General features: G+C 55.9%; 20 protein-coding genes. 4 read left to right on the forward strand and 16 right to left on the reverse strand.

The annotated features are described in order from the left end of the window. The 4 genes from AB4N64_RS24850 to AB4N64_RS24865 form a co-directional block, all read right to left on the reverse strand. A complete protein-coding gene (locus tag AB4N64_RS24850) occupies positions 1 to 1,017 on the reverse strand; it encodes an ABC transporter permease (protein WP_460119437.1) in 1,017 nt (338 codons plus the stop codon). A gap of 73 nt (positions 1,018 to 1,090) precedes the next feature. Beyond that, complete coding sequence (locus AB4N64_RS24855; RefSeq protein ID WP_460119439.1) at positions 1,091 to 2,668, reverse strand: ABC transporter substrate-binding protein; 1,578 nt, start codon at positions 2,666 to 2,668, stop codon at positions 1,091 to 1,093. 137 nt (positions 2,669 to 2,805) lie between these two features. Continuing rightward, entirely contained in the window at positions 2,806 to 3,375 is a 570-nt protein-coding gene (gene ddpX, locus AB4N64_RS24860) for a D-alanyl-D-alanine dipeptidase (protein ID WP_460119441.1), read from the reverse strand. 29 nt (positions 3,376 to 3,404) lie between these two features. Then, positions 3,405 to 4,265, reverse strand: a complete 861-nt coding sequence (locus tag AB4N64_RS24865) for a MurR/RpiR family transcriptional regulator (RefSeq protein WP_460119443.1) — start codon at positions 4,263 to 4,265, stop codon at positions 3,405 to 3,407. 610 nt (positions 4,266 to 4,875) lie between these two features. Here AB4N64_RS24865 and AB4N64_RS24870 point away from each other — a divergent pair. Genes AB4N64_RS24870 through AB4N64_RS24880 form a run of 3 tightly spaced genes read left to right on the forward strand, consistent with a single transcriptional unit; the run spans position 4,876 to position 8,362 of the window. Continuing rightward, the gene (locus AB4N64_RS24870; RefSeq protein WP_460119445.1) at positions 4,876 to 6,483 is read left to right on the forward strand and encodes a recombinase family protein; all 1,608 of its coding nucleotides are present in this window, start codon (positions 4,876 to 4,878) and stop codon (positions 6,481 to 6,483) included. Then, a complete protein-coding gene (locus tag AB4N64_RS24875; RefSeq protein WP_459730183.1) occupies positions 6,480 to 7,388 on the forward strand; it encodes a plasmid partitioning protein RepB C-terminal domain-containing protein in 909 nt (302 codons plus the stop codon). Before AB4N64_RS24870 ends, AB4N64_RS24875 begins: the two co-directional genes overlap by 4 nt. Continuing rightward, the gene (locus tag AB4N64_RS24880) at positions 7,388 to 8,362 is read left to right on the forward strand and encodes a plasmid partitioning protein RepB C-terminal domain-containing protein (protein WP_460119447.1); all 975 of its coding nucleotides are present in this window, start codon (positions 7,388 to 7,390) and stop codon (positions 8,360 to 8,362) included. The genes AB4N64_RS24875 and AB4N64_RS24880 overlap by 1 nt, the downstream gene beginning before the upstream one ends. A gap of 61 nt (positions 8,363 to 8,423) precedes the next feature. Here the strand turns inward: AB4N64_RS24880 and AB4N64_RS24885 are convergent, their stop codons facing one another. The 10 genes from AB4N64_RS24885 to AB4N64_RS24930 all read right to left on the reverse strand — a co-directional run bounded on the left by AB4N64_RS24885 (position 8,424) and on the right by AB4N64_RS24930 (position 19,967). Then, positions 8,424 to 10,799 (reverse strand): TOTE conflict system archaeo-eukaryotic primase domain-containing protein, encoded by a 2,376-nt coding sequence (locus AB4N64_RS24885; RefSeq protein ID WP_460119449.1) that lies wholly within the window; start codon positions 10,797 to 10,799, stop codon positions 8,424 to 8,426. 213 nt (positions 10,800 to 11,012) lie between these two features. Next, complete coding sequence (locus AB4N64_RS24890; protein WP_460119451.1) at positions 11,013 to 12,170, reverse strand: hypothetical protein; 1,158 nt, start codon at positions 12,168 to 12,170, stop codon at positions 11,013 to 11,015. A 267-nt stretch (positions 12,171 to 12,437) separates the two neighbouring features. After that, entirely contained in the window at positions 12,438 to 13,172 is a 735-nt protein-coding gene (locus AB4N64_RS24895; protein WP_460119453.1) for a metallophosphoesterase, read from the reverse strand. A gap of 125 nt (positions 13,173 to 13,297) precedes the next feature. Then, the gene (locus AB4N64_RS24900) at positions 13,298 to 13,705 is read right to left on the reverse strand and encodes a DUF6957 family protein (protein ID WP_460119455.1); all 408 of its coding nucleotides are present in this window, start codon (positions 13,703 to 13,705) and stop codon (positions 13,298 to 13,300) included. 96 nt (positions 13,706 to 13,801) lie between these two features. Continuing rightward, the gene (locus AB4N64_RS24905) at positions 13,802 to 14,134 is read right to left on the reverse strand and encodes a hypothetical protein (protein ID WP_460119457.1); all 333 of its coding nucleotides are present in this window, start codon (positions 14,132 to 14,134) and stop codon (positions 13,802 to 13,804) included. 15 nt (positions 14,135 to 14,149) lie between these two features. Beyond that, complete coding sequence (locus AB4N64_RS24910) at positions 14,150 to 14,506, reverse strand: hypothetical protein (RefSeq protein ID WP_460119459.1); 357 nt, start codon at positions 14,504 to 14,506, stop codon at positions 14,150 to 14,152. Between the two features lie 39 nt (positions 14,507 to 14,545). Continuing rightward, positions 14,546 to 16,420: a TniQ family protein gene (locus AB4N64_RS24915; protein WP_460119461.1), complete on the reverse strand. Its 1,875-nt coding sequence runs from the start codon at positions 16,418 to 16,420 to the stop codon at positions 14,546 to 14,548. Positions 16,421 to 16,430: 10 nt separating this feature from the next. Further along, the gene (locus AB4N64_RS24920; RefSeq protein ID WP_153403956.1) at positions 16,431 to 17,339 is read right to left on the reverse strand and encodes a TniB family NTP-binding protein; all 909 of its coding nucleotides are present in this window, start codon (positions 17,337 to 17,339) and stop codon (positions 16,431 to 16,433) included. After that, positions 17,336 to 19,261 (reverse strand): Mu transposase C-terminal domain-containing protein, encoded by a 1,926-nt coding sequence (locus AB4N64_RS24925; protein ID WP_460119463.1) that lies wholly within the window; start codon positions 19,259 to 19,261, stop codon positions 17,336 to 17,338. Before AB4N64_RS24925 ends, AB4N64_RS24920 begins: the two co-directional genes overlap by 4 nt. After that, positions 19,251 to 19,967 carry a Tn7 transposase TnsA N-terminal domain-containing protein gene (locus tag AB4N64_RS24930; RefSeq protein WP_460119465.1) on the reverse strand — a complete coding sequence of 239 codons (717 nt, stop codon included), beginning with the start codon at positions 19,965 to 19,967 and terminating at the stop codon, positions 19,251 to 19,253. Before AB4N64_RS24930 ends, AB4N64_RS24925 begins: the two co-directional genes overlap by 11 nt. Before the next feature lie 151 nt (positions 19,968 to 20,118). On the opposite strand from AB4N64_RS24930, the gene AB4N64_RS24935 reads away from it, so the two are divergent. Then, complete coding sequence (locus AB4N64_RS24935) at positions 20,119 to 21,006, forward strand: hypothetical protein (RefSeq protein WP_460119467.1); 888 nt, start codon at positions 20,119 to 20,121, stop codon at positions 21,004 to 21,006. Positions 21,007 to 21,276: 270 nt separating this feature from the next. Here AB4N64_RS24935 and AB4N64_RS24940 read toward each other — a convergent pair whose 3' ends face one another. Both AB4N64_RS24940 and AB4N64_RS24945 read right to left on the reverse strand, forming a co-directional pair. Beyond that, positions 21,277 to 21,474, reverse strand: coding sequence for a hypothetical protein (locus tag AB4N64_RS24940; RefSeq protein ID WP_460119469.1), 198 nt, complete (start codon positions 21,472 to 21,474; stop codon positions 21,277 to 21,279). Between the two features lie 165 nt (positions 21,475 to 21,639). Then, on the reverse strand, positions 21,640 to 22,761 hold the full coding sequence (locus AB4N64_RS24945) for an XRE family transcriptional regulator (RefSeq protein ID WP_460119472.1): 1,122 nt from the start codon (positions 22,759 to 22,761) through the stop codon (positions 21,640 to 21,642). Positions 22,762 to 23,044 lie beyond the last annotated feature (283 nt).

Below are 23,044 nucleotides of genomic sequence, written 5' to 3' on the forward strand. Positions count from 1 at the left end.
TCAATTCACCTCGCCGATGCGTGGGTCGATGACGCGATACAAAAGGTCGATGGCCATGTTCAACAGGACATAGATGAACGACACCAGAATGGCGAAGCCCATTACCGCCGGGAAATCCAGTGACTGGATCGACTTGACCACATATGCCCCCATGCCGGGCCAGGCAAACACGGTTTCGGTAAGCACCGCACCGTATAGCAGGTCACCGAGGGTCAGCCCGAGGACCGTCACCGAAGGGATGAGGGCATTGGGCAGCGCGTGACGCAAAATCACGGTCCAGCGGGACAGACCATAAGCGCGAGCGGTGCGGATGTAATCTTCACCCAGTTGATCGAGCATGGCAGAGCGGATCTGCCGGGCAACCACGCCAAGGGTCACGAAACCCAAGGTCGCGGCAGGAAGAATCAGGTGCTCGGCGGCATCGAGAAACAGCCCGATATCTGCGGCTAACAACGAGTCAATCAGGTAAAAACCAGTGATCGTCGCCGGTGGCATAACCCCTTCGGACAACCGGCCGCCACCTGGCAGCCAGCCCAGATGGCCGTAGAAAAGGACGATAGCACCCAGGCCGAGCCAGAAGGCCGGCGTGGAAATACCCGTGACCGCCAGGGTCCGCGCGATCTGGTCGATCAGCCGGTTGTGGTAAACCGCGGATAACACGCCCAGTGGCACCCCGACCAGAATCGCCAGTGCCAGTGCCACCAGCGCCAATTCCAGCGTTGCCGGGAAGAAGGCCTGAAGGTCGTCCAGCACGGGACGGTTGGTACGGATCGATGTCCCCAGGTCACCGTGCAAAAGGTCCATCAGGTAGCGGCCGTATTGTTGATACAGCGGCAGATCCAATCCCAATTGATGACGAATGCCAGCCACCAGGGCGTCGCTGGCGCGGTCGCCGGCGATCAGGCGAGCCGGGTCGCCCGGAATCAAGTGGGAAATCGAGAAGGTAATCAGCGAAACACCGAACACGACCAAAATCAGGCCGAACAGGCGCTTGCGCAACAACGTAAGGAAGGCCATCTGGCACCTCAGTCACACGAGCAATGAAATCAGAAGCCGCGCCAGCCCATTTGGCTGGCGCGATGGAGCAGGGTTACTTGCTCATGCTGCCCAGGTTGAACACTTGTTCGAGCATGGGGTTGAACACGTAGCCCTTGACTGAATCACGCATCGGCAGGGTGTAGCTCTTCTGATAGAGGTACACATAGACACTGTCGTCGAGCACTTTCTTTTGCGCGGTCTGATACAGCTCGACTCGCTTGGCCGTGTCGCTGACAGCGGCCGCTTCACGGATCAGCTTGTCGACTTCCGGGTTGCTGTAGAACGAACGGTTACCTTGCAAACCCTGCATCTTGGAGTCGAACCAGAAGTTCATGAACATGTAGGGGTCAGCGAAATCCGGGCTCCAGCTGCCGGCGGCAATGTCGTAATCGCCCTGGCCAACACGTTCACGCAGGGTAGCGTTGGCGGTCTTTTCCAGCTTGAGGTTGATGCCCAGCGGTGCGAGTGCCGCCTGCAAGGTCAGGCCGATCGGTTCCCAGTTGGCGTCCTTGTCGGAGTACATATAGTTCAGCGTGGTAATCTTCTGCGGCGCCTTGGCCAGGCTGTTCTTGGCGGCCGCCATATCCTGCTTCATGACAGGCAGCGAACTGTCGTAGGCCCACATGCCATCCGGGATCGGCCCGTTCAGCAGCTTGGCCTTGTCCTTGAGAATGCCTTTGACGATACCGTTGTAATCCACCGCTTCGGTGATGGCCCGGCGAGCGTTGACGTCGACCAGCGGACCCTTCTTGTTGTTCAGGTACAGGTAGGTCACGCGCAGCGACGGATATTCGCGCACAGCCACACCCGGCTTGGTGGCGAGCGCGCCCAGTTGGTCCTCGGGCATGTCTTCAATGATGTCCAGGTCACCGCGTTCCAGTTGCAGGCGGCGCACTGACGGCTCGGCGATGGTCTTGAGGATCACCGTCTTGAACGCAGGCTTGGCGCCGGCATAGTGCGGGTTCGGCTCCAGCGTCACGGACTGGCCCTTTTGCCAACTGCTCAGACGGAACGGGCCGGAACCTGCGGTATGGCTGGACAGCCACGCATTGGCTTCGGCGCCCTTGTCGGCTACCAGCGGGTTCACGATCGAGGCGCCGTTGTGAGCCAGGGTGAACAGGAACGGGGCGAATGGCGTTTTCAGGGTAAATCGGATGGTTTGCGGGTCGATCACCGCCACCACCATGTCCTCCGGGAATGCACCGGACGGCCCCTGCTTGAGGGTCATCAGACGATCAAAGGAAAACTTTACGGCATTGGCATCCACGGCCGTGCCGTCATCGAACTTGTTGCCGGGCTTGATCTTGAACTCCCAAACCAGGTTGTCTGGCGACACGGTCCAGCTTTCTGCCAGATCGCCGGTCACTTCGGTGCTGCTCTTGTCTCCATCGGTCTTGTAGGTCACCAGTCGCTGGTAGGACGGGTAAGTGATGGTCCAGTCGTTGTTGTCGAAGGTGACCGCAGGGTCCAGCGTCTGTGGGTCGGCGGGCTTGCCGATCACCAGGGTGTCTGGGGCTGTCGCCGCAGTGGCGGCCTGCCAAGCGCCCAGGCTCAACGCGCTGCATAAGAGGCCAAGCAGCAATTTGCTGCGTGGGAAGGTTTTGCTGCTCACGGTGTTCATTGGGGTCATGCCGGTTTCCTTGATCATTCGATGTATGGAAGTACGTCAGGTTTTTTATAAAAGCTATAACCGGGCAGTTGCAGGTGAAGCGGGTAAAGCTCATTTGTTGTTTTGGTAGTGCTGGCGAAACTCTGCGGTTTCGTTTTTCAGGTGATTGCGTTGCTTGAAAAAGAGGTCTGGTTGTCTTCCAGCAGCGGGTAGTTGTCGGCATCCGGGAGTTCGTAATGCCACCACTCGGTGTCAATCGCACGAAATCCGGATGCCAGCATGATCCCCAGCAGGAGCAGACGATTGCGCTGCACCTGGACGGGCAGGTCGGGGTAGAACGGGTGGGACTTCTCTTCCATGACATCGAAGCCGGTGCCCATGTCCAGCGGCTGCCCATCGCTATCAATCAGCGTCAGGTCCACGGCTACGCCACGGCTATGGTGAGAACCCAAATGTGGATCGCGCACGTAATTACCGTCCGGCAATGCTTCCCACAGCAGAAATTGGGCGAAGGGCGGACGGTAGGCGTCGTAGATACGCAGCGTGTAGCCCGCCAGCCGCGCCAGCTCACTGGCCTTGGCCAGGCAGTCGGCCGCCTGGCGATGCAGCAGGCAACGGGCGCTGGGGTAGATCACCTTTCCAGCCAGATTGTCGGCGCTGGCGTAGATCAGGTCGATTTGTACCTGATAACGCTCGGGATCAATCTCTACAAGGGGGCTGCTGTTCACGCAAAAACTCCATTGGGGTTGGGATGGATCTAACCTTCGAACTGACCAAAGGCTTTTTGCAATTGGCGATTTTTTGTCAGGCGCTCATCCAGGCGGTCGCCGTATTTTTCCGCGACGGCCGACACCATCAGGTTCAACAGACTGGCCAGCGGAGCAGGGGAGTCCCAGAACTGCCCGACATCGGTTTTAAGCTGCAACAGGTCCAACTGATAGTCACGGGCCCAGGGGCATTGCAGGTCGGTGATCAATGCCATGGGCAGGTTGTTATCGATTGCCGCGTCGCAGAACGTGCGAGTCACGCTTGAGTAGGCACGGAAATCCGAAATGATCGCGTAGGGGTTTTCAAAGCCAGAATTGAGGGTCTCGGCGTAGATGCCCGACAGACCATCGACGTAGTAAACCTTCGGCCGGATGTACTCCAGGTGACTGTGAAATGCGGTCAGAATCCCGCGGGTCGACTGGATGCCCAGGATGAACACCGCGTCAGCTTCATGGATGCGCTGCACGATGTCGGCAAACACCCCCGTGCGCGCCAGCGCGTAGACGTGGCGGATGGCTTCGATCTCGCGACTCAGGGAACGGTCGAGTGCATCTTCGCGCTCGCTTTCAGTGCGGAAGGCGCCGATGCGGTCGGTAATCAACCAGGAGGCTGGCGCATCGCCGCGCAGGCTCTGTTTGACCTCATCAATATTCTGGTAACCCAGTGAACGAAAGAAACGACCCACGGAAATGCCGGTGGTGGAAGCCTGCTGCGCGATGCTGTCGGCTGACTCGAAAGGGAGCTGGTCCGGATTGCCCAATAGGTAGCTGGCGATGCGTTTGCCCGTAGGCGTCAGATTCGAGAACTCTTGCTCAAGCAACTGAAGGAAGCTGTTCTTTTCGGTCGACATCTCAGCACCACCGTTTGAAAAATTGTTATTGCGGTGTCATTAACTGCATTTATGTTACACATATAACATTAATATCCAACACAACACCACGTTTTTTTAGGGGAGATCGCGTTTCGATCCAGGAAAAAACCCAAAAAAAACCAGCGCAATGCGCTGGTTTTTTAGTTTGGCGAATCCGCTTGTAGGTGAGCAAAGTTAACCGACTTTGACACATTGGAATATCAGCGGTATACAACAAGATTGGACAAAGTTAATTTCCACTTCGGGAAAAGTTATTCGCCTAAAACCTAACTTCGGCCAATGTTAATCCTCCAACTATTACAGCCGGTATAAAATTGACAGATTGTCAAAACATGAGATCAATTTAAACTAAAATTTTTGCCTATTCAAGTAGGACTGCACGCTGGTAATTGCAGGTACGTAAGCGCTAAACCCTCAATAACTGTCGTAAAGAACATCAACCTTAAACAACTGTACGTATAGACACCTACGATAAGTTGATGAGCATCGCCTTTTGGCGTCTTTAAAATATCGAGAGCCCTCCCCACCACCAGACTGATGGTCATGCCTCGTCACTGTTACGTCACAAATCGTCCCTAGGCTGAATCGAATGGGCCAGGATTTTCCTGACCCAAAGGAGGCCTGCTTGCCCTCTCCAAGCACGCGGATAACTTCAGAAAACTCCTCCGACAGCCCTGTTCCGGCTGCGGAATACGTTCGCATGTCCACGGATCATCAACGCTACTCCACCGAAAACCAGTCGGCGGCTATTCATGCATACGCCATGAGCCATGGCATGGAAATCGTTACCACCTATCGTGATGAAGGGAAAAGCGGCCTAGATATTGGCGGTCGGGATGCATTGCGCACACTACTTGACGATGTTCAGACCGGAAGGACTCAATTCCAAGTCATTCTGGTCTATGACGTCAGCCGTTGGGGACGTTTTCAGAACACAGATGAGAGTGCTCACTACGAATACCTATGCACCAGCAGCGGCATCAGGGTGGTGTACTGCGCAGAACCTTTCGAAAACGACGGCTCGCCACTAGCAACTATATATAAAGGCATCAAACGATCCATGGCTGGCGAGTACAGCCGTGAATTGTCCCAAAAAGTCTTCGCTGGTCAGTGCCGTCTCGTTGAAAAGGGCTTTCACCAAGGTGGGCCAGCAGGCTATGGGTTACGCCGGGCATTGATCGATGAGAAAAGCGAGTTCAAGGCAGAACTCTCACGGGGCCAACAAAAGAGCATCCAGACCGACAGGGTCATCCTAATTCCTGGGCCCGACGCGGAAATCGAAGTGGTTCAACGCATCTACCACCAATTCATCCACAACGGGATGAGCGAACGAGAGATTGCCCATGCGCTGAACGCTGAAGGTTTGGTCACCGACTTTGATCGCCCTTGGAGCCGGGGCAGCGTGCACCAGGTGCTGACCAACGAGAAATATATTGGTAACAACGTCTACAACAAAACATCCTCCAAGCTACGCAAACGCATCAGTCGCAACCCACCCGACAAGTGGGTTCGCTGTGATGGCGCATTCCAAGGCATTGTTTCACTGGAGGTGTTTGCCGGCGTACGCGAAATCATCTTACAGCGCTCGCACCGCCTGGATGACGCACAACTGCTTGAGCTGCTTCGTACCCTATTAGAGCGGGCGGGCTCATTGTCTGGGATGCTCATCGACGAGCAGGACAACATGCCCTCCAGCACTATCTATATAAATCGCTTCGGCGGCCTTTTACGTGCCTACACCCTTATCGGTTATACACCAGATCGAGACTATCGATATTTGGAGATCAATCGGTCTCTAAGACAGCTGCATCCGCAGGTTCTTGAAGATGTTCTAAACCACTTTAAGTTCGTTGGGGCAAGAGTCGAACTCAGCGATCAGAATGACCTGCTGACCGTTAACAATCAATGGACTGCATCCGTGGTCATTGCCCGTTGCCAACCCACACCGGCTGGAACGCTTCGCTGGAAACTCAGATTCGACAATAGCCTGGCCCCTGACATCACAATTGCTGTGCGCATGGAACAAGCAAACCTTCAAGTACGGGACTATTACCTGGTTCCCAGTATAGACATGGGGACGTGGCCAAAAAGAATGGCCGAAGAAAACAGCCCCTTAATAGACAGTTACCGTTTCGCAACGCTGGATGTACTGGATGGGCTTGCTGCGCGTTGCTCCCTGAAAGAGGCTTGCCAATGACCGTCCCATCAACTGTACGTGACCATGTTGCACTCATTCCCATCTCACAAATCCACATCCTGAACCCTCGCACGAGAAACAAGAAGGTTCACCGCGAGCTGATCGAGAATATCAAAACGGTGGGCCTTAAGCGCCCTATCACCCTAAGCCGAAAAGCCTCGCCCCAAGGGCCACTCAACTATGACCTCGTGTGCGGGCAAGGTCGCCTCGAAGCGTTCCTCGCTCTGGAAGCCAAAGAGATTCCAGCATTTGTGATTGATGCTGTGGAAGAAGACTGTCTTGTGATGAGTTTGGTGGAGAACGTAGCTCGAAGGCATCACCGCCCGATAGATCTGATGAACGAGGTCGGTCGTTTAAAGGAGCGGGGCAAGTCAGATGCGGACATCGCAAAAATAATTGGCACCACGGCATCATGGGTCAGCATGATTGTTGGGCTTCTCGAACGGGGAGAAGAAAAGCTCCTGTCGGCGGTTGAAACTGGGCTGATTCCCCTCAGCATGGCCACAGACATAGCCCGCAGTACTGAAAGCGACATTCAAAATGTACTTACTGACGCCTACGAGCGCGGAATAAAAGGAAAGAAAATTACGAAACTACGACACCTTCTCGAGCTGCGGGCCAAGAGGGACAAGCTCGTTCGGGGGAGCTCGCTAGGCGCAGGTAGCCAGAATAAAAAGAAAAGAATAACGCCCGCAGACCTGAGACGCCTGTTCGAACGGGAGGCCGAACGACAACGCCTGATGGTGAAAAAGGCAGCATTTACCCATGACCGGGTAGTTTTCGCCATTCAGGCTATCAAAGATCTCTTATCCGTCAGTGATTTCGAAAAGCTGCTTTATACAGAGCATCTGAACTCACTGCCGAAACTGATACAGGCCCGACTTTGGAATGGAAGGGGGTTGTGATGCCTGACCAAACACACGAGTCTACTAACCCCAAGCCGAACCACATTCCGACCAATGCTTTTTTGGACGAGTGCGTTCGAGTCAAAGTGGCCAATATTCTGCCCCTTAAAATCTCCCGCCCAGCAGTAAAAGAAAGTACCAAGTACCAACAAATTCTCGCTTCGATCCAGGATGTGGGATTGGTCGAGCCTCCGGCTGTTACGCCAGTTCCTGGCCGCAATGGGCATTATTTTTTACTTGATGGCCATCTGCGTATTGAGGCGCTAAAGGATTTGGGCGAGTTAGACGTTGATTGTCTCGTGGCCACTGACGATGACACGTATTCCTACAACAAACGTACGAACAAACTTTCTGCCGTACAAAGCAACAAAATGATTGTGCGCGCGATGGAGCGCGGGGTCTCGGCAGAGCGACTTGGTAAAGCCCTTGGGTTATCACCACAGACAATCAAGCAGAAGTTTCGTCTGCTTAATGGCATTTGTGCGGAAGCCATAATGCTTCTGGGTGACACCGACTGCCCAGCAAACGTATTCAATCTTCTAAGGCAGATGAAACCACTGAGACAAATTGAAGCGGCTGAGTTGATGATTGGAAACAAAAATTTCTCAGTCCTGCTTGCTAAAGCCCTTTTGGCTGCCACGCCATCAGACCAACTGGCAGTACCAAGAAAGTCCCTTCCAGATCAGCAAATTTCAGCGGAATCAATCGCTCGCCTAGAGCGTGAGCTTGCCGCCTTGCAAATGCAGATCAAAACAGTCGAGGAGGACTACGGGCCAGATGTACTTCATCTCACGGTCATCAAAGGCTATCTAACCGAGCTTCTCGCCAACGCTGCAGTTGTCCGGTGGCTGGCCAAGCACCAACCTGAATACCTGAAAGAATTCCAATCCATCGCCGAGCTGACTGAACTACCTTGGGGAAGTGACGAACTAGAAACGGCTCTACCGGATCCCGCTGCCGAACCGACAAAATAGATCGATTGAGCCGAACGCTCAGGATTTGAGCAGTCCCGTTTGAAGGCCATGAACTCATCGCTCAAGCTCGAAACAGCTCCATTGAGCTGGAGGTATCTTCAAGTCGGTAACCCATCGCCCGGTATCCACTTTGGCGCTTATCCCACATTCGCATCAGCGCTGGATGCCCTGCATCGATGAAGTCGATTATGCGCACGTCTGCTTTGCTCGCATGCTCCCGATGCAAACGCCCAGCATACTGCTGAAGTGTGCCCTTCCAAGAAATGGGCATCGCCAGTACCAAGGTATCCAAAGGAGGGTGGTCAAAGCCTTCCCCGACCAGCTTACCGGTGGCCAAGAGTACCCGAGGGGCATCTGGAGACAGAGCAGCCAACTCATCCGTTAGCGCCAAACGCTGCTTTTTCGACATTCGCCCGTGCAAGGTAAACAGGTTCTGCACACGACCAACCAGTGCCGCTTCAATGGCGCTCAAGTGATCCGTTCGTTCCGTCAACACCAGCACCTTACGCCCTTCGTTAAAGGCTTTTTCCACTTCGAACGTGACCCGCTGGGTACGCTCAATATTGTCAGCCAGATGCCGGAATACTTCCTGAATACCCGCGCCCTCGGGCACATTGATCTGGCCTGGCAACAGTCGAGTTTCCACCATCAAATCACTCGGGGCACTTGTTGACCTGCTTGCCGTATGTCGAATCGGCCCACACTGCATAAATATGATGGGGTGCTGTCCATCACGGCGTACCGGTGTGGCTGTCAGGCCAAGCACGTATTTTGCCCGAACACTTTTAAGGATCGCTTCAAACGAAAATGCCGACAGGTGATGGCATTCATCAACAATGACCTGCCCATAATTTTTCACCTGATCGCTCACCTCTCCTTGCCGTGACAACGACTGCATCACGGCTATATCGATCACCCCAGTCGGCTTGGCCTTACCACCGCCGATAGTGCCGACGAGACCTTTGCCGAGTCCAAGAAACATCTGCAAACGCTCCTGCCATTGTCGAAGCAGGTCAGTTCGATGGACGAGCACCAGCGTGTTAACGCCCCGGCGTGCAATCAGCGCGGCAGCGGCCACGGTTTTGCCGAATGCGGTTGGGGCACACAGGATGCCTGCATCGTGTTCTAGCATCGCCGCTACAGCAGCCTCCTGATCCTCCCGCAACGAACCGGCGAAGTTAGGGTTGATCGGCTCTCCGGCAAAACGCTCATCCTGAACAATCGGGGCAATACCGTTATCGTTCAAAAGCTCCAACGCGGCATCCAGGCAACCGCGAGGCAGCGCGATGTGCTTGGGGAAGTTCTCTGCACAGCCGATGATACGGGGCTTGTTCCAGACCGACAGACGCATCGCCTGCGCCTTATAAAACTCTGGATTCTGAAACGCGGCCAGCCTGATCAATCGATTAGCCAGTGCCTGGGGTAGCTCGGTCTTTTCGAAGTAGATCAGGTTGGCCAACGTAACGGTCAACGTTGCCGGCATTGGGCAGGATAGCTTTTGTTCGCGGGGGGTCTTCCACGGCTCCGGCTGGTCTTCCTCCGCGACAAATGTTACGTCCAGAGGATGTGCATGACCGGTCGCACACACGATGGCCGGATCGATATCCTCCACAGCCATAGGCTGGATGCTGGCCAGGAATGCCCATTGATCGGCATACGGTTTCAGTTCATCGTCCACGAAGACGCTGCACCCGTGCTCGCGGGCTTTCTTTTGCAAGGGCAGTGCGATCAGGTTGCCGAAGCCGCCTTTCGGCATTCTGTCCTGGTTCGGGAACAATCGGTCATACGAGCTCAACTTGAGTTGGCGAGTCCGAGCGCAGGTATGGCTAATAATCGCCGTGCCCAGCCGCCTGGCGTCTTGGGCAGTGACCGCTTTAGCGAAAAAAATCCATGCATGAGCACCATTGCCCGAGCGAGAGATTTCCAAAGCCACGGGCACACCCAGCTCGTGACAGGATTGGGCGAAGCCCAGCAAGTCTTCACGCCAGTCGGCCTCGTCAAAATCCACGGCAAGGAAATAACAGGTGTCATCGGTTAGCAGGGGGTAAACGCCTGCGACTATTTCGCCCGCCAAATGCCGATAAAGCACCTGGTCATTAAGCGGTACCAATTGGCGGAAGCTGCAGTCACCACACTTTATTCTCGGCTTCTGACAAACACCTGGGCGCCATTCATTGGCACAGGCCGGTGAATATCCTGCCTTACCGGCTTTGCTCTCCCAGCGTTGTGGGTGCACATCAGTTCGTCCTCGAAACAAGCGCTGAAACAGCTTGAGCTTGGCCTCGGTTCCCAGATGCTGGGCGGGCAACTCGATCACCGAAATGGGCACGACGGACACGGCGACTGGCAGACGCCACTCGATAGCATTGGCTTCCAGCAAAGCAATCAATCGGGCATTTTCTGCCTGTAACTGTGCCAGTGAATCAGATTCAGTCATGGGGTCTCTATTCAATCCCGTGTCTCGTCCTTACACGATTTTCTACGTTGGTCTGAGAAGCCCATTTCGCTAGGGTCTACAGCGCACAAACGGTGATGTTCATGACCAGTAACGATATGAGTGGTAGGCCCTTAAGCCAAACGTAGCGGCGCTCGTGAACAATGGCCTGACGGTGCTGAGTGAAATACGAGGGCAGCCGACGGAGAACGCCCTCTACCAGCCATAGTGGTTGGGTATTTTAATCTCCAGATCCAGCAGCCCGTCCGACTTATGGATAAAGGGATCAAGCCAATCCGCTTTGGCCTTAGCCCACTGTAAATAGGCGAGCTGCACTTGCGTTGGGGCTCCGGCACCGTAGGTTACTTTTTCTAACTCGACAAGATACTCGCGAAGCGCATTGGCCCGTCGCCAATGGTGGGCGTCCTCTTCAAGCCGCTGTAGTTTTTCTCGCTCGGCATCCTGCTCCGCCTTTTTGGCTAAGGCTTCATTGCGTTGTTGCCGACGCCCCACTTCAGCAATGGCCCGTTCTTCCCGCCCGATCAACAGCTCGACGGCGCGCCGAACCATCATGATGATCAGCTTGTTGAGTTGCTGCTCAACAGGCGTATGGGTGGAGTCCATAATTTTCCCGCCATACCCTGCATCTCCCAACACGTGAAGCTGGCCTGTGGGAACGTACTGCGACGACGATATCGAACTCCAATGGATGTGTTCATTTCGCGTCAAGGTACGCGGAGGTGGACTGCCCTCCGAACGCTTGGTCGGCTCGAAAAAGCGCAGACCAATCTGTATCCCGAATATTTCGACTGTGCATCGATCACCCATGAGCACGGTATACCCCCGGGTCTCGAAGGCTTTGATCAAGGCGTCAGCAATCCGAAGCGCCCGAGGCTGCATGGCCGTCGAAACCTTCATATCCAGTGCCCGCTGACGACGACTGGGGAAGGGCATGCCCCGCTGATCCAAGACGGGATGACGCAACGCCTCCCGCGTCTGCACGACATAGGCATGGGGATTGGTCAGCAGCTCTGCCACGCGTATCCGGTGAGTCGGCAGTTGCTCATATTCGATGACCCTTTGCAGCCGGGGATCAACCGACTCGATGGTGGGCACTTTGGATGGTGGTGCCGGCACCGAAGGGTGATGCCATAGGTAGCTCGCAGGCCCGGTGTAATCCCGGAGTTGGGGTTGAGGCGGCACGCGCTTACCGGCTTTACGTTTTGCCCAATACCCTCGCATGGGCGTCGGTATCTGCAGTCTTGCGCACAACTTTTTCAGTCCGACGTCAGACAGCCCATACTTGGGCGCGACCACTGACACGGGGTCAGTCCAGACCTGCTCCAGCAGCACACCACGATCATATTGCTCCATGATCGGCTCCTCAATGCTCAGCCGCTAGCAAAACACACGTTGATTTCCACCGTTTTACCGTCGGGCCACTATCACCGGTTCACCCTTCAACGGAAACCCGCGAGCCATAGCAGGGCGCATCGGAGTGACATCGCCGAGGCCGGCCAGTAAGGGCTTCCGAAATGTTGCAATCGGCGCCAGGGGATGCCCGCCGTCGGGTTTAACCTTGTGCCGGTTATGCGCAGTGCGGTTCGAATCCCTGATGGCCACCGGCACACCCCGACAGGCTCATATCGTGATGAGCAGCCCCGGATCAAAGCGCGTGTTTTCCCCGGGATAACCGCGCGGGTTGCACACCACCCGCGTCCCCGCGAGGACGTAATCCTCGGCCTCGTGCACATGCCCGTGCACCCATAGATTAATGGTGGGCCCCATCATCCGTTCCCACGCATTGGCATACGCCGCGTCGAGATCGGTACCGGCATACGGGCTGTTTTGCAGCGAACGCAGTGACGGGGCATGGTGCGTGATCACCACCGTGGGGCCGGCATACGCCATCGCCAAGCGCTGCCGCAACCAGGTCAGGGCCTGATGGTTCTGTTCCATAAAGTCTGAGGGGCGCACCCGACGGTAACCGGCGGTGCGAATGCGGCGAAAATCCGTCATCTGCGCCTGCGCCAGCCATTGGGCGCGCACGGCATTGCCCGTCACAGCGTAGTCCGTCCAGGCCGTTGTGCCGAGAAACCGCACGCCATCGATGATCACTTCATCGCGCTCGAGCACCTGCACGCGCGGGGTTTGCAACGCCCGCAACTTTGCCAGCGTGCGGTTGAGGTGTCCGCCGTAGTATTCATGATTGCCGGCGACATACAGGATGGGACAGTTGCAGGTGCGCTGCGCCCAGACCAAACCTCGAGTACCGATATCGATATCACCGGCCAAGATCACCACGTCCGCGTCCACGCTGGGCGGCACGAACGGGGTGAATTCCAGGTGCAAATCGGAGAGCACGTAGATACGCATGGTACGACCTCATGATGAACGGGCACGTTCGCCCAACTGCATTGGGCCGAGGTGTTGCCGCCCCGGTGGGCCAAGCGGATCGGTGGCGGTAGCGCCTGAAAAACGTGCGAAGCCGTGGCGACGCCTCAATACAGGCTGAACACCACCTCCAGCGTTTCGGCTTTGCTGCAGCCCTCGCCCAGCAGTACATAAACGGTATTGCCTGTCTCGAAAAAACCTGGTGCTGTATACGAGACCTCAAAGGTACTTCTGACCCAATAGCCCGGCGCAAAGCGTCCAGCGCTGTCGAACACAATGTTATGCGCCAACACGAGCCGCGGCGCCTTACCCGGATGCTCAGCAGCCCACTGCGCCGGATCCGCCATGAGCAGATCCACCAACATCCACTGCCTGACCAAACAGTAGGGTTTGTTCGGGTAGCGGCGCTGCGCTTCACGGCTCGCCTCCTCCGGGCTGAGGCCTAGGCCCGCCGTCGGCGTGCCGGCGCCGTACAAAAAGTTGGCCATCTGCGCTAATGGATTCGATTCGCTCATCTCGCTTACCTCCGTTAAATGATCAACCGCCTGGGCCTGATATCGGCTACGGGGCACCATCGCTGGGCACCGGCCTAGGCAGTGGTCTGTGCTCAGTTATTGCAGCGCAGTCGGGGTGCGAAAAAGGCCACCGGCCATCAACCGGGCGAACTCATAGAACGAGCGCCGCCCCGCTGGGCCATCGAAGCTGACGATCACATACCACTCAGCCTCAATAGTCTTGAATGTCCAATAGCCCTGGCGCATCACCAGACTATCGATCTCGGCGGTACACAACGCAGTACCGTCGGCCATCCGTTCCAACACATCGGCATACACACGCCCGCAGGCACAATCACACTCGATCCGCACCTCGACCAGGAAGGCCGTCATGGATAACCACAGCCCACGATTACCAAGTGCCTGCGCCAACTCGAACGACGCTGTCATCCGCCTACCTCCCGGTTATTGCAGTCGGCCCGGAGTGGCGTAAAAACCGTTGGACAGAATCTTCAAAAAATCGATAAACGATCTTTTTCCGCCATCGGCATGAAAGCTGACGACGACATAGCGGCTCCGGCTGGCTGTCCGGATGACCCAAAAACGCCCTTCCCGAGAGACGCTGTGGATGTCAGACGTACGAATGCGCTGGCCATCCCGAAACCGCTTTCGCATAGCCGGTCGCGCATCGTGATAAATAACCCCCACCGCACAACAACTGCTGATCAACACATCGGTCAGGTAGGCCGTGACCGGCGCCGCAAACGGGTTGTGTAGCGCTTCCTGCATCCGCCGCTCAGTCCAGGTATCCGGGACGCTCATGGCTAAGTCTCCAAGTGGGACAGCGCGTGCCTGTTATGTTTATCCACCAGGGGCGCTCGAGGGGTCAGCCCACGCCGGTGATGGGTGGCGGGCCCAGTCGGACGACCGACCGGAGGCGACATTGATCAAGGCGTCGGCGGACAACAGAACGCCACGCTGGCTGCCTTCGCGGGTAGCGTGCGCCCCTTGCGCCAACACGCCTTTGGTTTTGAGCGACTTGGTCAACCAAATCGACTTGCTTCCCAAACGCTCGGCGGCATCTGCCGCCACCACATAGCGCGAGAGAAACGTCACCAGGTTCGCCACGGAAATAAACACCCGGTGCTTGCCCTCGTCGAACTCGATGCGTGCAGGCAGCAAGCCCCTATCAATCCACGCCTTAATGGTTTCGTGTTTCCAGCGCGTGATCTTGGTCAGATCGGTAATGCTAAGGTCAGGCATGGTCGGCTCTTGCCGAAGGTGACCCAGCAGTTCGTCATGATCAAACCCGAACGCGGCCAAGCCCTGGATACCGGCATCACTCACCACGGGCTTGATCTGACCGCTAAATATCAACCGGTACAGTTCATGGGTCTGCTGGCTGGAAAAACGTTTGCCGCTGATGTCCTCGAGCCCCAAGGTAGAGGCAGACGCGGCGTGGCGACAGCCTTCGGCCAAAGTATCGATCAGGCACTGGATGTCCTCCACGCGATAATCACCTTTGGCGAACAGCGGCTTATCGCTGTCAGGCACGCGGTTTAGCACACCCGACGCCAGTAAGCGTTCACGCACGCGGCGGCTGATGTTGAGCAGGCTAAGCAGTTCCTTGCCAGCGACCAAGCCCTTGGCGGCCTGCTGCTGCGCTTCCACCGCCGACCGATCGACCACACAGAATTCCACGGCGGCGCCACTCATGATTTCCCCCGAGAGTTGTCCGGTCTTCACCAAAGAAACGATTCGATCTGGGGAGGAGCCCAGCAAGCGCGCCGCCTCGCTGGCGGTAAAGGTTTTTTTCAGCCCCAACAGTTCGGCAGCGATGTACTTCATTTTGCGGTTGATGGGAGCATCGGCCTGTTCCAACATCACGCTGCACACCGTGGCTCGAACCGAGCTGTAGGCGGCGGACGTGAAGGTTGCATTCAGTTCTTTGTACCAGGGGCCGAGGTTGTGGACGAAGCGACTGGACTTCAGCTGGTTAGCCGCCTGTACCTTGTTCTGCACATAGACACGAAAGCGTTCCGGTAGATCCTCTGCCAGCACAAAGGATGCTTCATTAATCTCCAACGCTCGGTGAAAACTGATCGCGGCGTTTTTGCGCTGCGGTGTCGGCAGGGTCAAGTTCGCCAGGAACAGGAGAAACTTGTCGACATCCTCTGGCACGCCCGGCTCATCGCTCAGACCGCTCAGCACGCACGGACGGCTGGGCTCCGCCAGCAACACCGACGAGATGAACAAATTCGCCGCGTCGGCAGGGCGTCCACGAGCCTCGCTCAGCGCATAGCCGCAACGACAGCGAGACACCGCGCCGCGATTGAGCTCTGCTGGCGCGTCGCACTCGGGGCATTGCTCCATCAGCAGTACTCGATGTGTTGGGCAGGCCGTAAACAACTCATGGTGCCAAGCCTGCCGGATGTAGTCTGCTTGCCCAAGGCACTCGGGACAGACCGCGATCGCGGCCTTACGCATAAAGGCGCCGGTCACCAGCGACCCGTTAATGGTGGGAAAACTGGCCAGCCGTTGCAGTTGCTGCAGTTCCAGACCGTGATACTCGGCAATCGCCTGCAGTTCCCGGGGCGAATACTGGGCCTTGAGCCTGATCCCTATTGGGCGCAACAGGGCAGTGGTTGATCCAAGAAAATTCTCTTCGGCGAGCCGCAGTAAGTAACCGTTGAGACTTTCGTCAGCGAAGTCGGTCTCGGGAATAAATGCCAACATGCTATTGCTCCTAGACCTTCACACCGGCTTCTTGCATGACCTTGGCATACACCAAAGCCATGTGCTCGGTCTGGATCGTCTGATCGACATCGAACGGATTGAATTCGATCAGGCGGTTCATCACGGCTTGCTCAAAAGCCCTGGCAAAGGCCTCATAACGTGCGATCTTCACTGTCCCAGCGAGTGCCTGCACCTCGATGAAAATCTTGTTGATGAGGCCATAACGGCCAGCCGTCGCGACGTACATGCGTTGGGCAAAGTCCCGGTCGTTGAATTCGAATGTGTCCCAGCCGCTGTCCTCCAGGTAATCGAGCGCACTGCCCAAGGCGCTGCGAAAGCTGATGTAATCCTTGCCTTGCCAGTAATACGGGAAGTACTCCACTGGACGGCGCGCGCGATCCGCCAGTTGTTCATTGGCGTAAAACAGGCCCATTAAACTTGGCAATCCTGCCAGCACGATACTGGCCTGGGCTTGGTCGAAGAGGCCTTTGAGAAAGTCCGCTGCCGCGCGCACGGTGGTGCTGCTACCGCGCTCAAGCATGTGCTGCGTTTCATCAAAGATGATCAGTCGTGCGCCGTGCTTGTTGACCGCCTTGATAAAGGCGTCTGTCGCAGCGACATGATTATTGAACAGCGCTGGATTCATATCGATACTCGTCAAGCATGCATCCGGCAGCGCCCGACCGGTCAAATGCTTGGGGCTGACGACACTGATAATTTCGCGGGAGCGGCTCGTCCCCGACGTCGAATTCATCGCCCTGAAATTGTCCAACAGACACGTCTTACCGACCCGTGTCGGCCCGACAATCGGAAGGATTTGTGGATCACCTGCTCTGGCCCGCGTTAAGACCTCCACCAAATGACCATGCACGGTGTTAAACCGAGCGTGACCCACCAATTCGTTGGCGATCGTGCTCATACCGTCCTCCGTGGCGCCGGACGGAACTCATCATCGCTATCGGCTAAGGTAGGAGTAGGAGGCAAAGGACGCGGCTTCGGCGCGTGCTGTGCAAACTGCGCGGCGATGTCCGCCTTCTGCGCCTGTTTCTCGCGCACACGCAATGCCTGGTTGTTGGCTTTGATGCTGGGGCGGCGCTGACTATCAGCGGTGAACTTCGCCAGCATCTGAGCATATACACGCTGATAGTCATGGCCGGACATCGTGGCGGAATGGCCCGCGTAGGCTTTTTTGAGGGTTTTGGCGACCTCAAAGGATACTTCAGGAATACCCACCGTCTTGTTCTGCAGCGGAATGTGGCTGCCGTCATCCGGATGCACGGCATAAATCACCGTGCAGTCCTCTGGGTTGAACAAGATGTCGATGTCGCTGAGGCTCCGTTCACGCGCCAGCACTGCCAGCGCCTGACTGTGGAACTGAAACCCCTCAAAATCGATACCGTAATGATGGATTGTGCGATTATCCCGGTTGACCTCTAACAGCAATTTTTTGAGTTGATCGAGTGAAGGCGGCGGTACGGGCAGGAAGTTGGTGAGCGCTTCATCCATGGCACTCTTGATGCTCATAGGCTTGCCATGGCGGAACCCCAGCTTTTGATTCGGTTTATGGATGTACACATCCGCGACGAAGGTCACCACCTGGCGATAGATCTCGTCGATGGAGTAACAGGCTTCGGCAGCCGCCTTGGCATGGCGGTTTTTGATGCGCTTGTCCTGGCTTTTTTTCGCTCCCGGCATCTTGCTGAACAAGCCTTCATCCGCCGCTTTGAAGAAGGATTCCACATGCGGTTTATCGTCGCCGCGCGCGATGCGGGCATACTCGATTTGAATACCGAGTCGGCGCACGATAGCCAGAGCCAGATCCGAGAAATTCTCTGACGCGTTGTCGAGCACTACCAAGGCAATCCCACAGGGATGCACCCAATTTGTTTTGATGCCAAACCGCGCGTTGAAGGCCGGGTCTTTCGGCATTAAAAAAAACTCAAACACTTTGAGCAGGGTGTATTCGCTGGGCTTGCCGCCACTGACGAATACACCTACGGGGTAAGAGGTACGCGCGCAGACCATGGCGTACAAGGTCAGCTCCGTGTAGCGATGGCCATACTCGTCACAGCAGTACACATCAATCGTCTTGGCATCAATCTCCACCCGTTCAAAAGGCAGTTTGACGTCGTACCGGCGGACGGCTTGCCGGTTCCACAAATTGTAGGTACGCGGGTCGAGTCGCCCCTCTTTAACCAGTGACTTCGGCAGCTGTTGGAGCATACGCGCGATGGTTTTGCGATCGACTTTCTCATCGGCTCCGGTGGCCTGATTGTGCGTCTTCAGTTCCTCGTTGACCATCAATGCCACGGAAGACAAATTGACTTTGTCGTCCTTCATAAAGGTCTGAATCAACACCTTCTCGGCGACCGCCTTCGCTGCGGTTTTTTTGGCCCAGCCCGTCCCCCCTCGACGACTGAAGTTGGGAATGAGACCTTCAAAGCCTAAGCGTTTTAAGTCTTTGCGATAGCGCTGAATGGTCTTGTTTGACGGGCGTTTATGACCGTGCCGCTGACAGTATCTATCAATCTGTGCATCGCATATCGACGGGTCGAGACCTTGCTTTTCCAGCGAACGCTGAAACTCGAGCAGCTGCTGACGAAAGTCAGCCTCGCGTTGTTCGCTGACCGTCCAGGAACGCTGCGTGGCTTCAATTTGCCGTTGCGACAGCTCAATCTCGCCCGAGGCAATGAGATTGTAAAAGGCCCGTATATCGACAGCACGCTCCACTCCACCCTTGGCCTCGAGGACGATATCGCCCAATGTCGGCTTGATCGCCTTGATGACGTAACAAGTCTCCTGCCAAACCACGGCTTGGCTCACTTGCAGATTACTGTTCATAACGAATGACCTCGAATGCGCTCAAACTGCCGAACGCCGGAACGATGTCGAAATCCATGTGCTCAAACAGATGACGTACCAAGTCGAACCTTATGAGCCCAAGCAATACTCCTGCGGCCAACTGATAGTTCAGCGGCACATCGCCGGTTAGCACTTGGGTGACGGGCCCCGTCAGCGCATGAGGATCGCGCGCTTGCAAGGAAGCTGCCCAACTGGGGAGGGAAGGGGCAGCTTGCGCCAAGTACTGCATGAAGAGTTGAGCGTTTCTCAGGTAGTGGCCAGTAAAATCGGCCTCCGTGATGACAATGAAACGCAAACCTTGCTGGCGCAGAGCCTCGCGTACGTTCTCCAATAGCGCCTTGTGCTCCTGCACGAATGCGCGGGGTTTAACTTCGACCACGACCTGTAGGTCGTCCAGATCCACGGCAAAATCCGGGGTGTAATACACCGCTCCCGATGGCTTTATCAGGTGCTTCGCCGCCAGCCGTTCGCCCGTTGATAAATCAAGCGTAAACGGTTGGGCGCGATAGGCCCGCACCCGGGGGTCTAGCTCTAATGCCTGCGCGACCGATTGCTCCAGTCGCGACTCCAGCCGAATTTCGACAAACCCATTTTTCGGCGAGCATATGACATGTGCCCTTCGCGCCCGCTTGGAGCGCTTGGCGACGTCACGGCTGAAGGCAGGGCTTTGGGTATCAAGTTTCATTGGTACACTTCACCAAATATTCGAACTGTTAGGTATAACCCCGACTCGGTAGACTGTCAATATTTGGTGAGGTGTACCCAAAAGGGTAGGCACACCCTTGCATTGGGTTGGGGGAAGAGGAATGGGGAGACAGGCTAAACAGCCGTGGTACATGCTTTTTCAAGCAGTGCGTTCTCGTATCAATGCCTATCAAGGCACTGACAGCATCAACTTACTGATTCGACAATTGGCGCAAGAGGCAGGTTATGACGCCAAAGTCGTCTCGCGCATGCTCAAGGCTGGTAATTTTCTCGTCAGCCTTTCGCCTACGCTGGCCCCGGAACAGGTCAAGTGTGGCTATGCGCATATTGAGCTCTTGGAACGCTTGCATCAGCTGGACGCCATCGTCGCAACTTCCATGCTATCCGCGACCCTGGCGAACCAACACACCTTACAAACCTTACGCGAAACCATAACGCACTACGCCACCGTAGCCGGTACACCGGCCACCACTGCCCGTTCAAAGGCACGTAGCCGCGTGGCTAACCATGAGCGTCTGGCGTCGGCGGCCATCCTAGACGCGGGCGCGGATTTTTTTGGCTTTCCGGGTGGGGAGATCATCAAGGTCACTCACTCCGATTTTTTTAGCCAATTTTTCATGATCCAGCTCAACGGACAGCAGAAGGCTGCCATCTTTATTCGAGTTGGCGACACCTCCCGCAAGCAAGAAAAAGCCGCCGCCGACCTCCTGAAACTGGCGAGCATGGCCCGACCCTATTTCGAAAAAATCTGGTTTGTTTTCCCCGAGCCCTCCGGGGTGGTACACGAGCTTGCGTATCATGCTCATGCCATCAAAGCGTTTGATAACTGGCTGTCCCTGGCCACGCTGAGCGAAGAGGAACAGGCGATTGAGAAGTTCTGGAACCTAGCACGCGCCTTCACTGAAGAGCTGTTTGGCGGTAGTCCCCTCAAGTGGGAAGGCTTTGCCGTTCTGGATAAGGCGAAGAAAAATGGAGAGTTCTTACCCGTTCTGGAAACCGTAGCAACCGATGCGAACTAGACCCCGGAGCGCTCAGGCCTGCCGAGCTGGTGCTGAAAATGGGCATTTTCTCCAGGTGGTATGGCGCACGTAAAAAATTATGGGAAATTATGGCTGGCTTATAATTGGTCATTTTTTGAGCAATCACTCACCCATGCTCACGGCTTCTCTGCATGGTGATCAAGACGGAAACTTTGACCAGTAATCGCTCTCTCTGCATGCCAGCCCCAGTGCATGAAGCGCAACGTCTGCGAGGTTTAGCCAATACATTCAATGCTGGGCATCATTCATTTAACCCTTACCGAACAGCCTCACAAAGGCAGTGTGTTTCGCTTGGCACCACGTCTCAGTCAGATCGCCATTGAGCTCCAGCGCTTCGAAGATACTTTTGACCTGCTCATTGCTGATCAACTTTGCCGTGAGCATTTTCTTGAGCAGCTCATGACCATGCCAGACAGCAATGTCGAAGTCTTGAGCGAGCTGGTGCATGCCCAAGTCATCCGTGACCACTGCGATGCACTTCGTCCTCGACGTCTTTCAGAATGGTCAGAACGTAGTTTTTCTGCCCAAACGCAACGCCCAACATCGGTCGTACACGCTTCGCCAGCCGTAGATACGCATTGGTATCCAGCAAGACGAGCGTGGACGCCGCACTCAACGCGCCAGCTCGCCATAAAGCGCGGTGGCATCACTGAGTGACACGTCCATGATTTGCTGTACATACGACGGGCCCGTGCCATGTTCGCGAATCATGCGCTTCAGCGCCAGGAAGAACTCTGACTGAAACACATTCGACGCAGCAGCAAGGTATTGCGCGGGTTTGGGTGGGGTCGGATCAAACAGAAGCGTGCTGACCAGTTGGGGGGCTGAGCTGTTTCGCACCTTATGGATTGTTGTTTCAATCACCCGCAACGATGGCAGCTGGTTTTCCCTCGCATAGCCCTGTGTTTGTTGGAACACCGTGTTCAATGAAATTTGGTGATGCCGGGCATGCTGCTGCAGGACATTCACCTCCCCAGTTGCATTAGACGCCTGCACCGCTTCGGCATACGCGAGCTGAGCACAGGCCTCAGGAAACAGCAGGGCACCGGCAAAGGCATCTGCAAAATCCTCCCCCGCGTCACTCCCCGCCAGTTCGGGGGTGTAAACATGCGCCAGCTCATGAGCCATCCAGAACTTAAAGTCTTCCAGCTTGGTATCCAGGTTGATGAACACGAAGGTGACATCAGACGCTGGCAAGAGAATGTGCATTCCATTCTTGTGTTGCTGCTTGTGCCCCCAGAGGACGGGCACGAGCACCGCGCCACACGCCTTGAATTCGGCGATCAGCGCCTCATACCCGAGCACACTGCGCTTACCCAGACCCAATTTATTGCGTACCTGGGACGCATCGCTCTGCAAGCGTGCATAGCTGGTGGAGGGCGACGAAATCTGGGTACGTAAGGTGGGCAGCTCCGGCAAAAAGTCGACCAGCGGCTTGAGTAAGCCGCCGATGCCCAGCGCTTTGAGAATGTGTTCATCGGTGGTTTTGGCGCCCGCCTTCTTGCGGAACGCCACCACGGGCTGATCCGGAGGCGGCGCGACCAACTGTGAAAATGAAAGCTGCAGTGTGGTGGCCAACTTCAGCAGTTTGTCTGGACGAGGAAAATCCTTGCCTTTGAGCCAGTTGGTGACGGACTGCGCCGAGACCCCCAACTGATCGGCCAGGTCTTTTTGTGTCCAGCCACGCTGAACGAGGGCCGCGCGGAGCGACTCGGTATGTAGGGTATTTTGCATAGTAGCCAATGTAGTGCCTCACCCGATCAAAATCAAGTTTAATCAAGTTTTACTCACGATATGGTGGTCAAAACCGACATACGCTTGAGGCGCTGCCCGACAGGGAGGCAAAACCAGCCGCCGCTCGTACGCGTAATTGGACGTTTATGCAGCCACGAAAATCTCGGGGGAATACATAAAAGAGAACGATGCGACTGGAACTAATGAAAAAACCGACTCTCCCTTCGCAAGCATTTTGCTGGGGATTTCAGCGCACGCATGTGGGTGATTGAAAAACGGGTAA

The organism is Pseudomonas sp. S2_C03 (assembly GCF_054668405.1).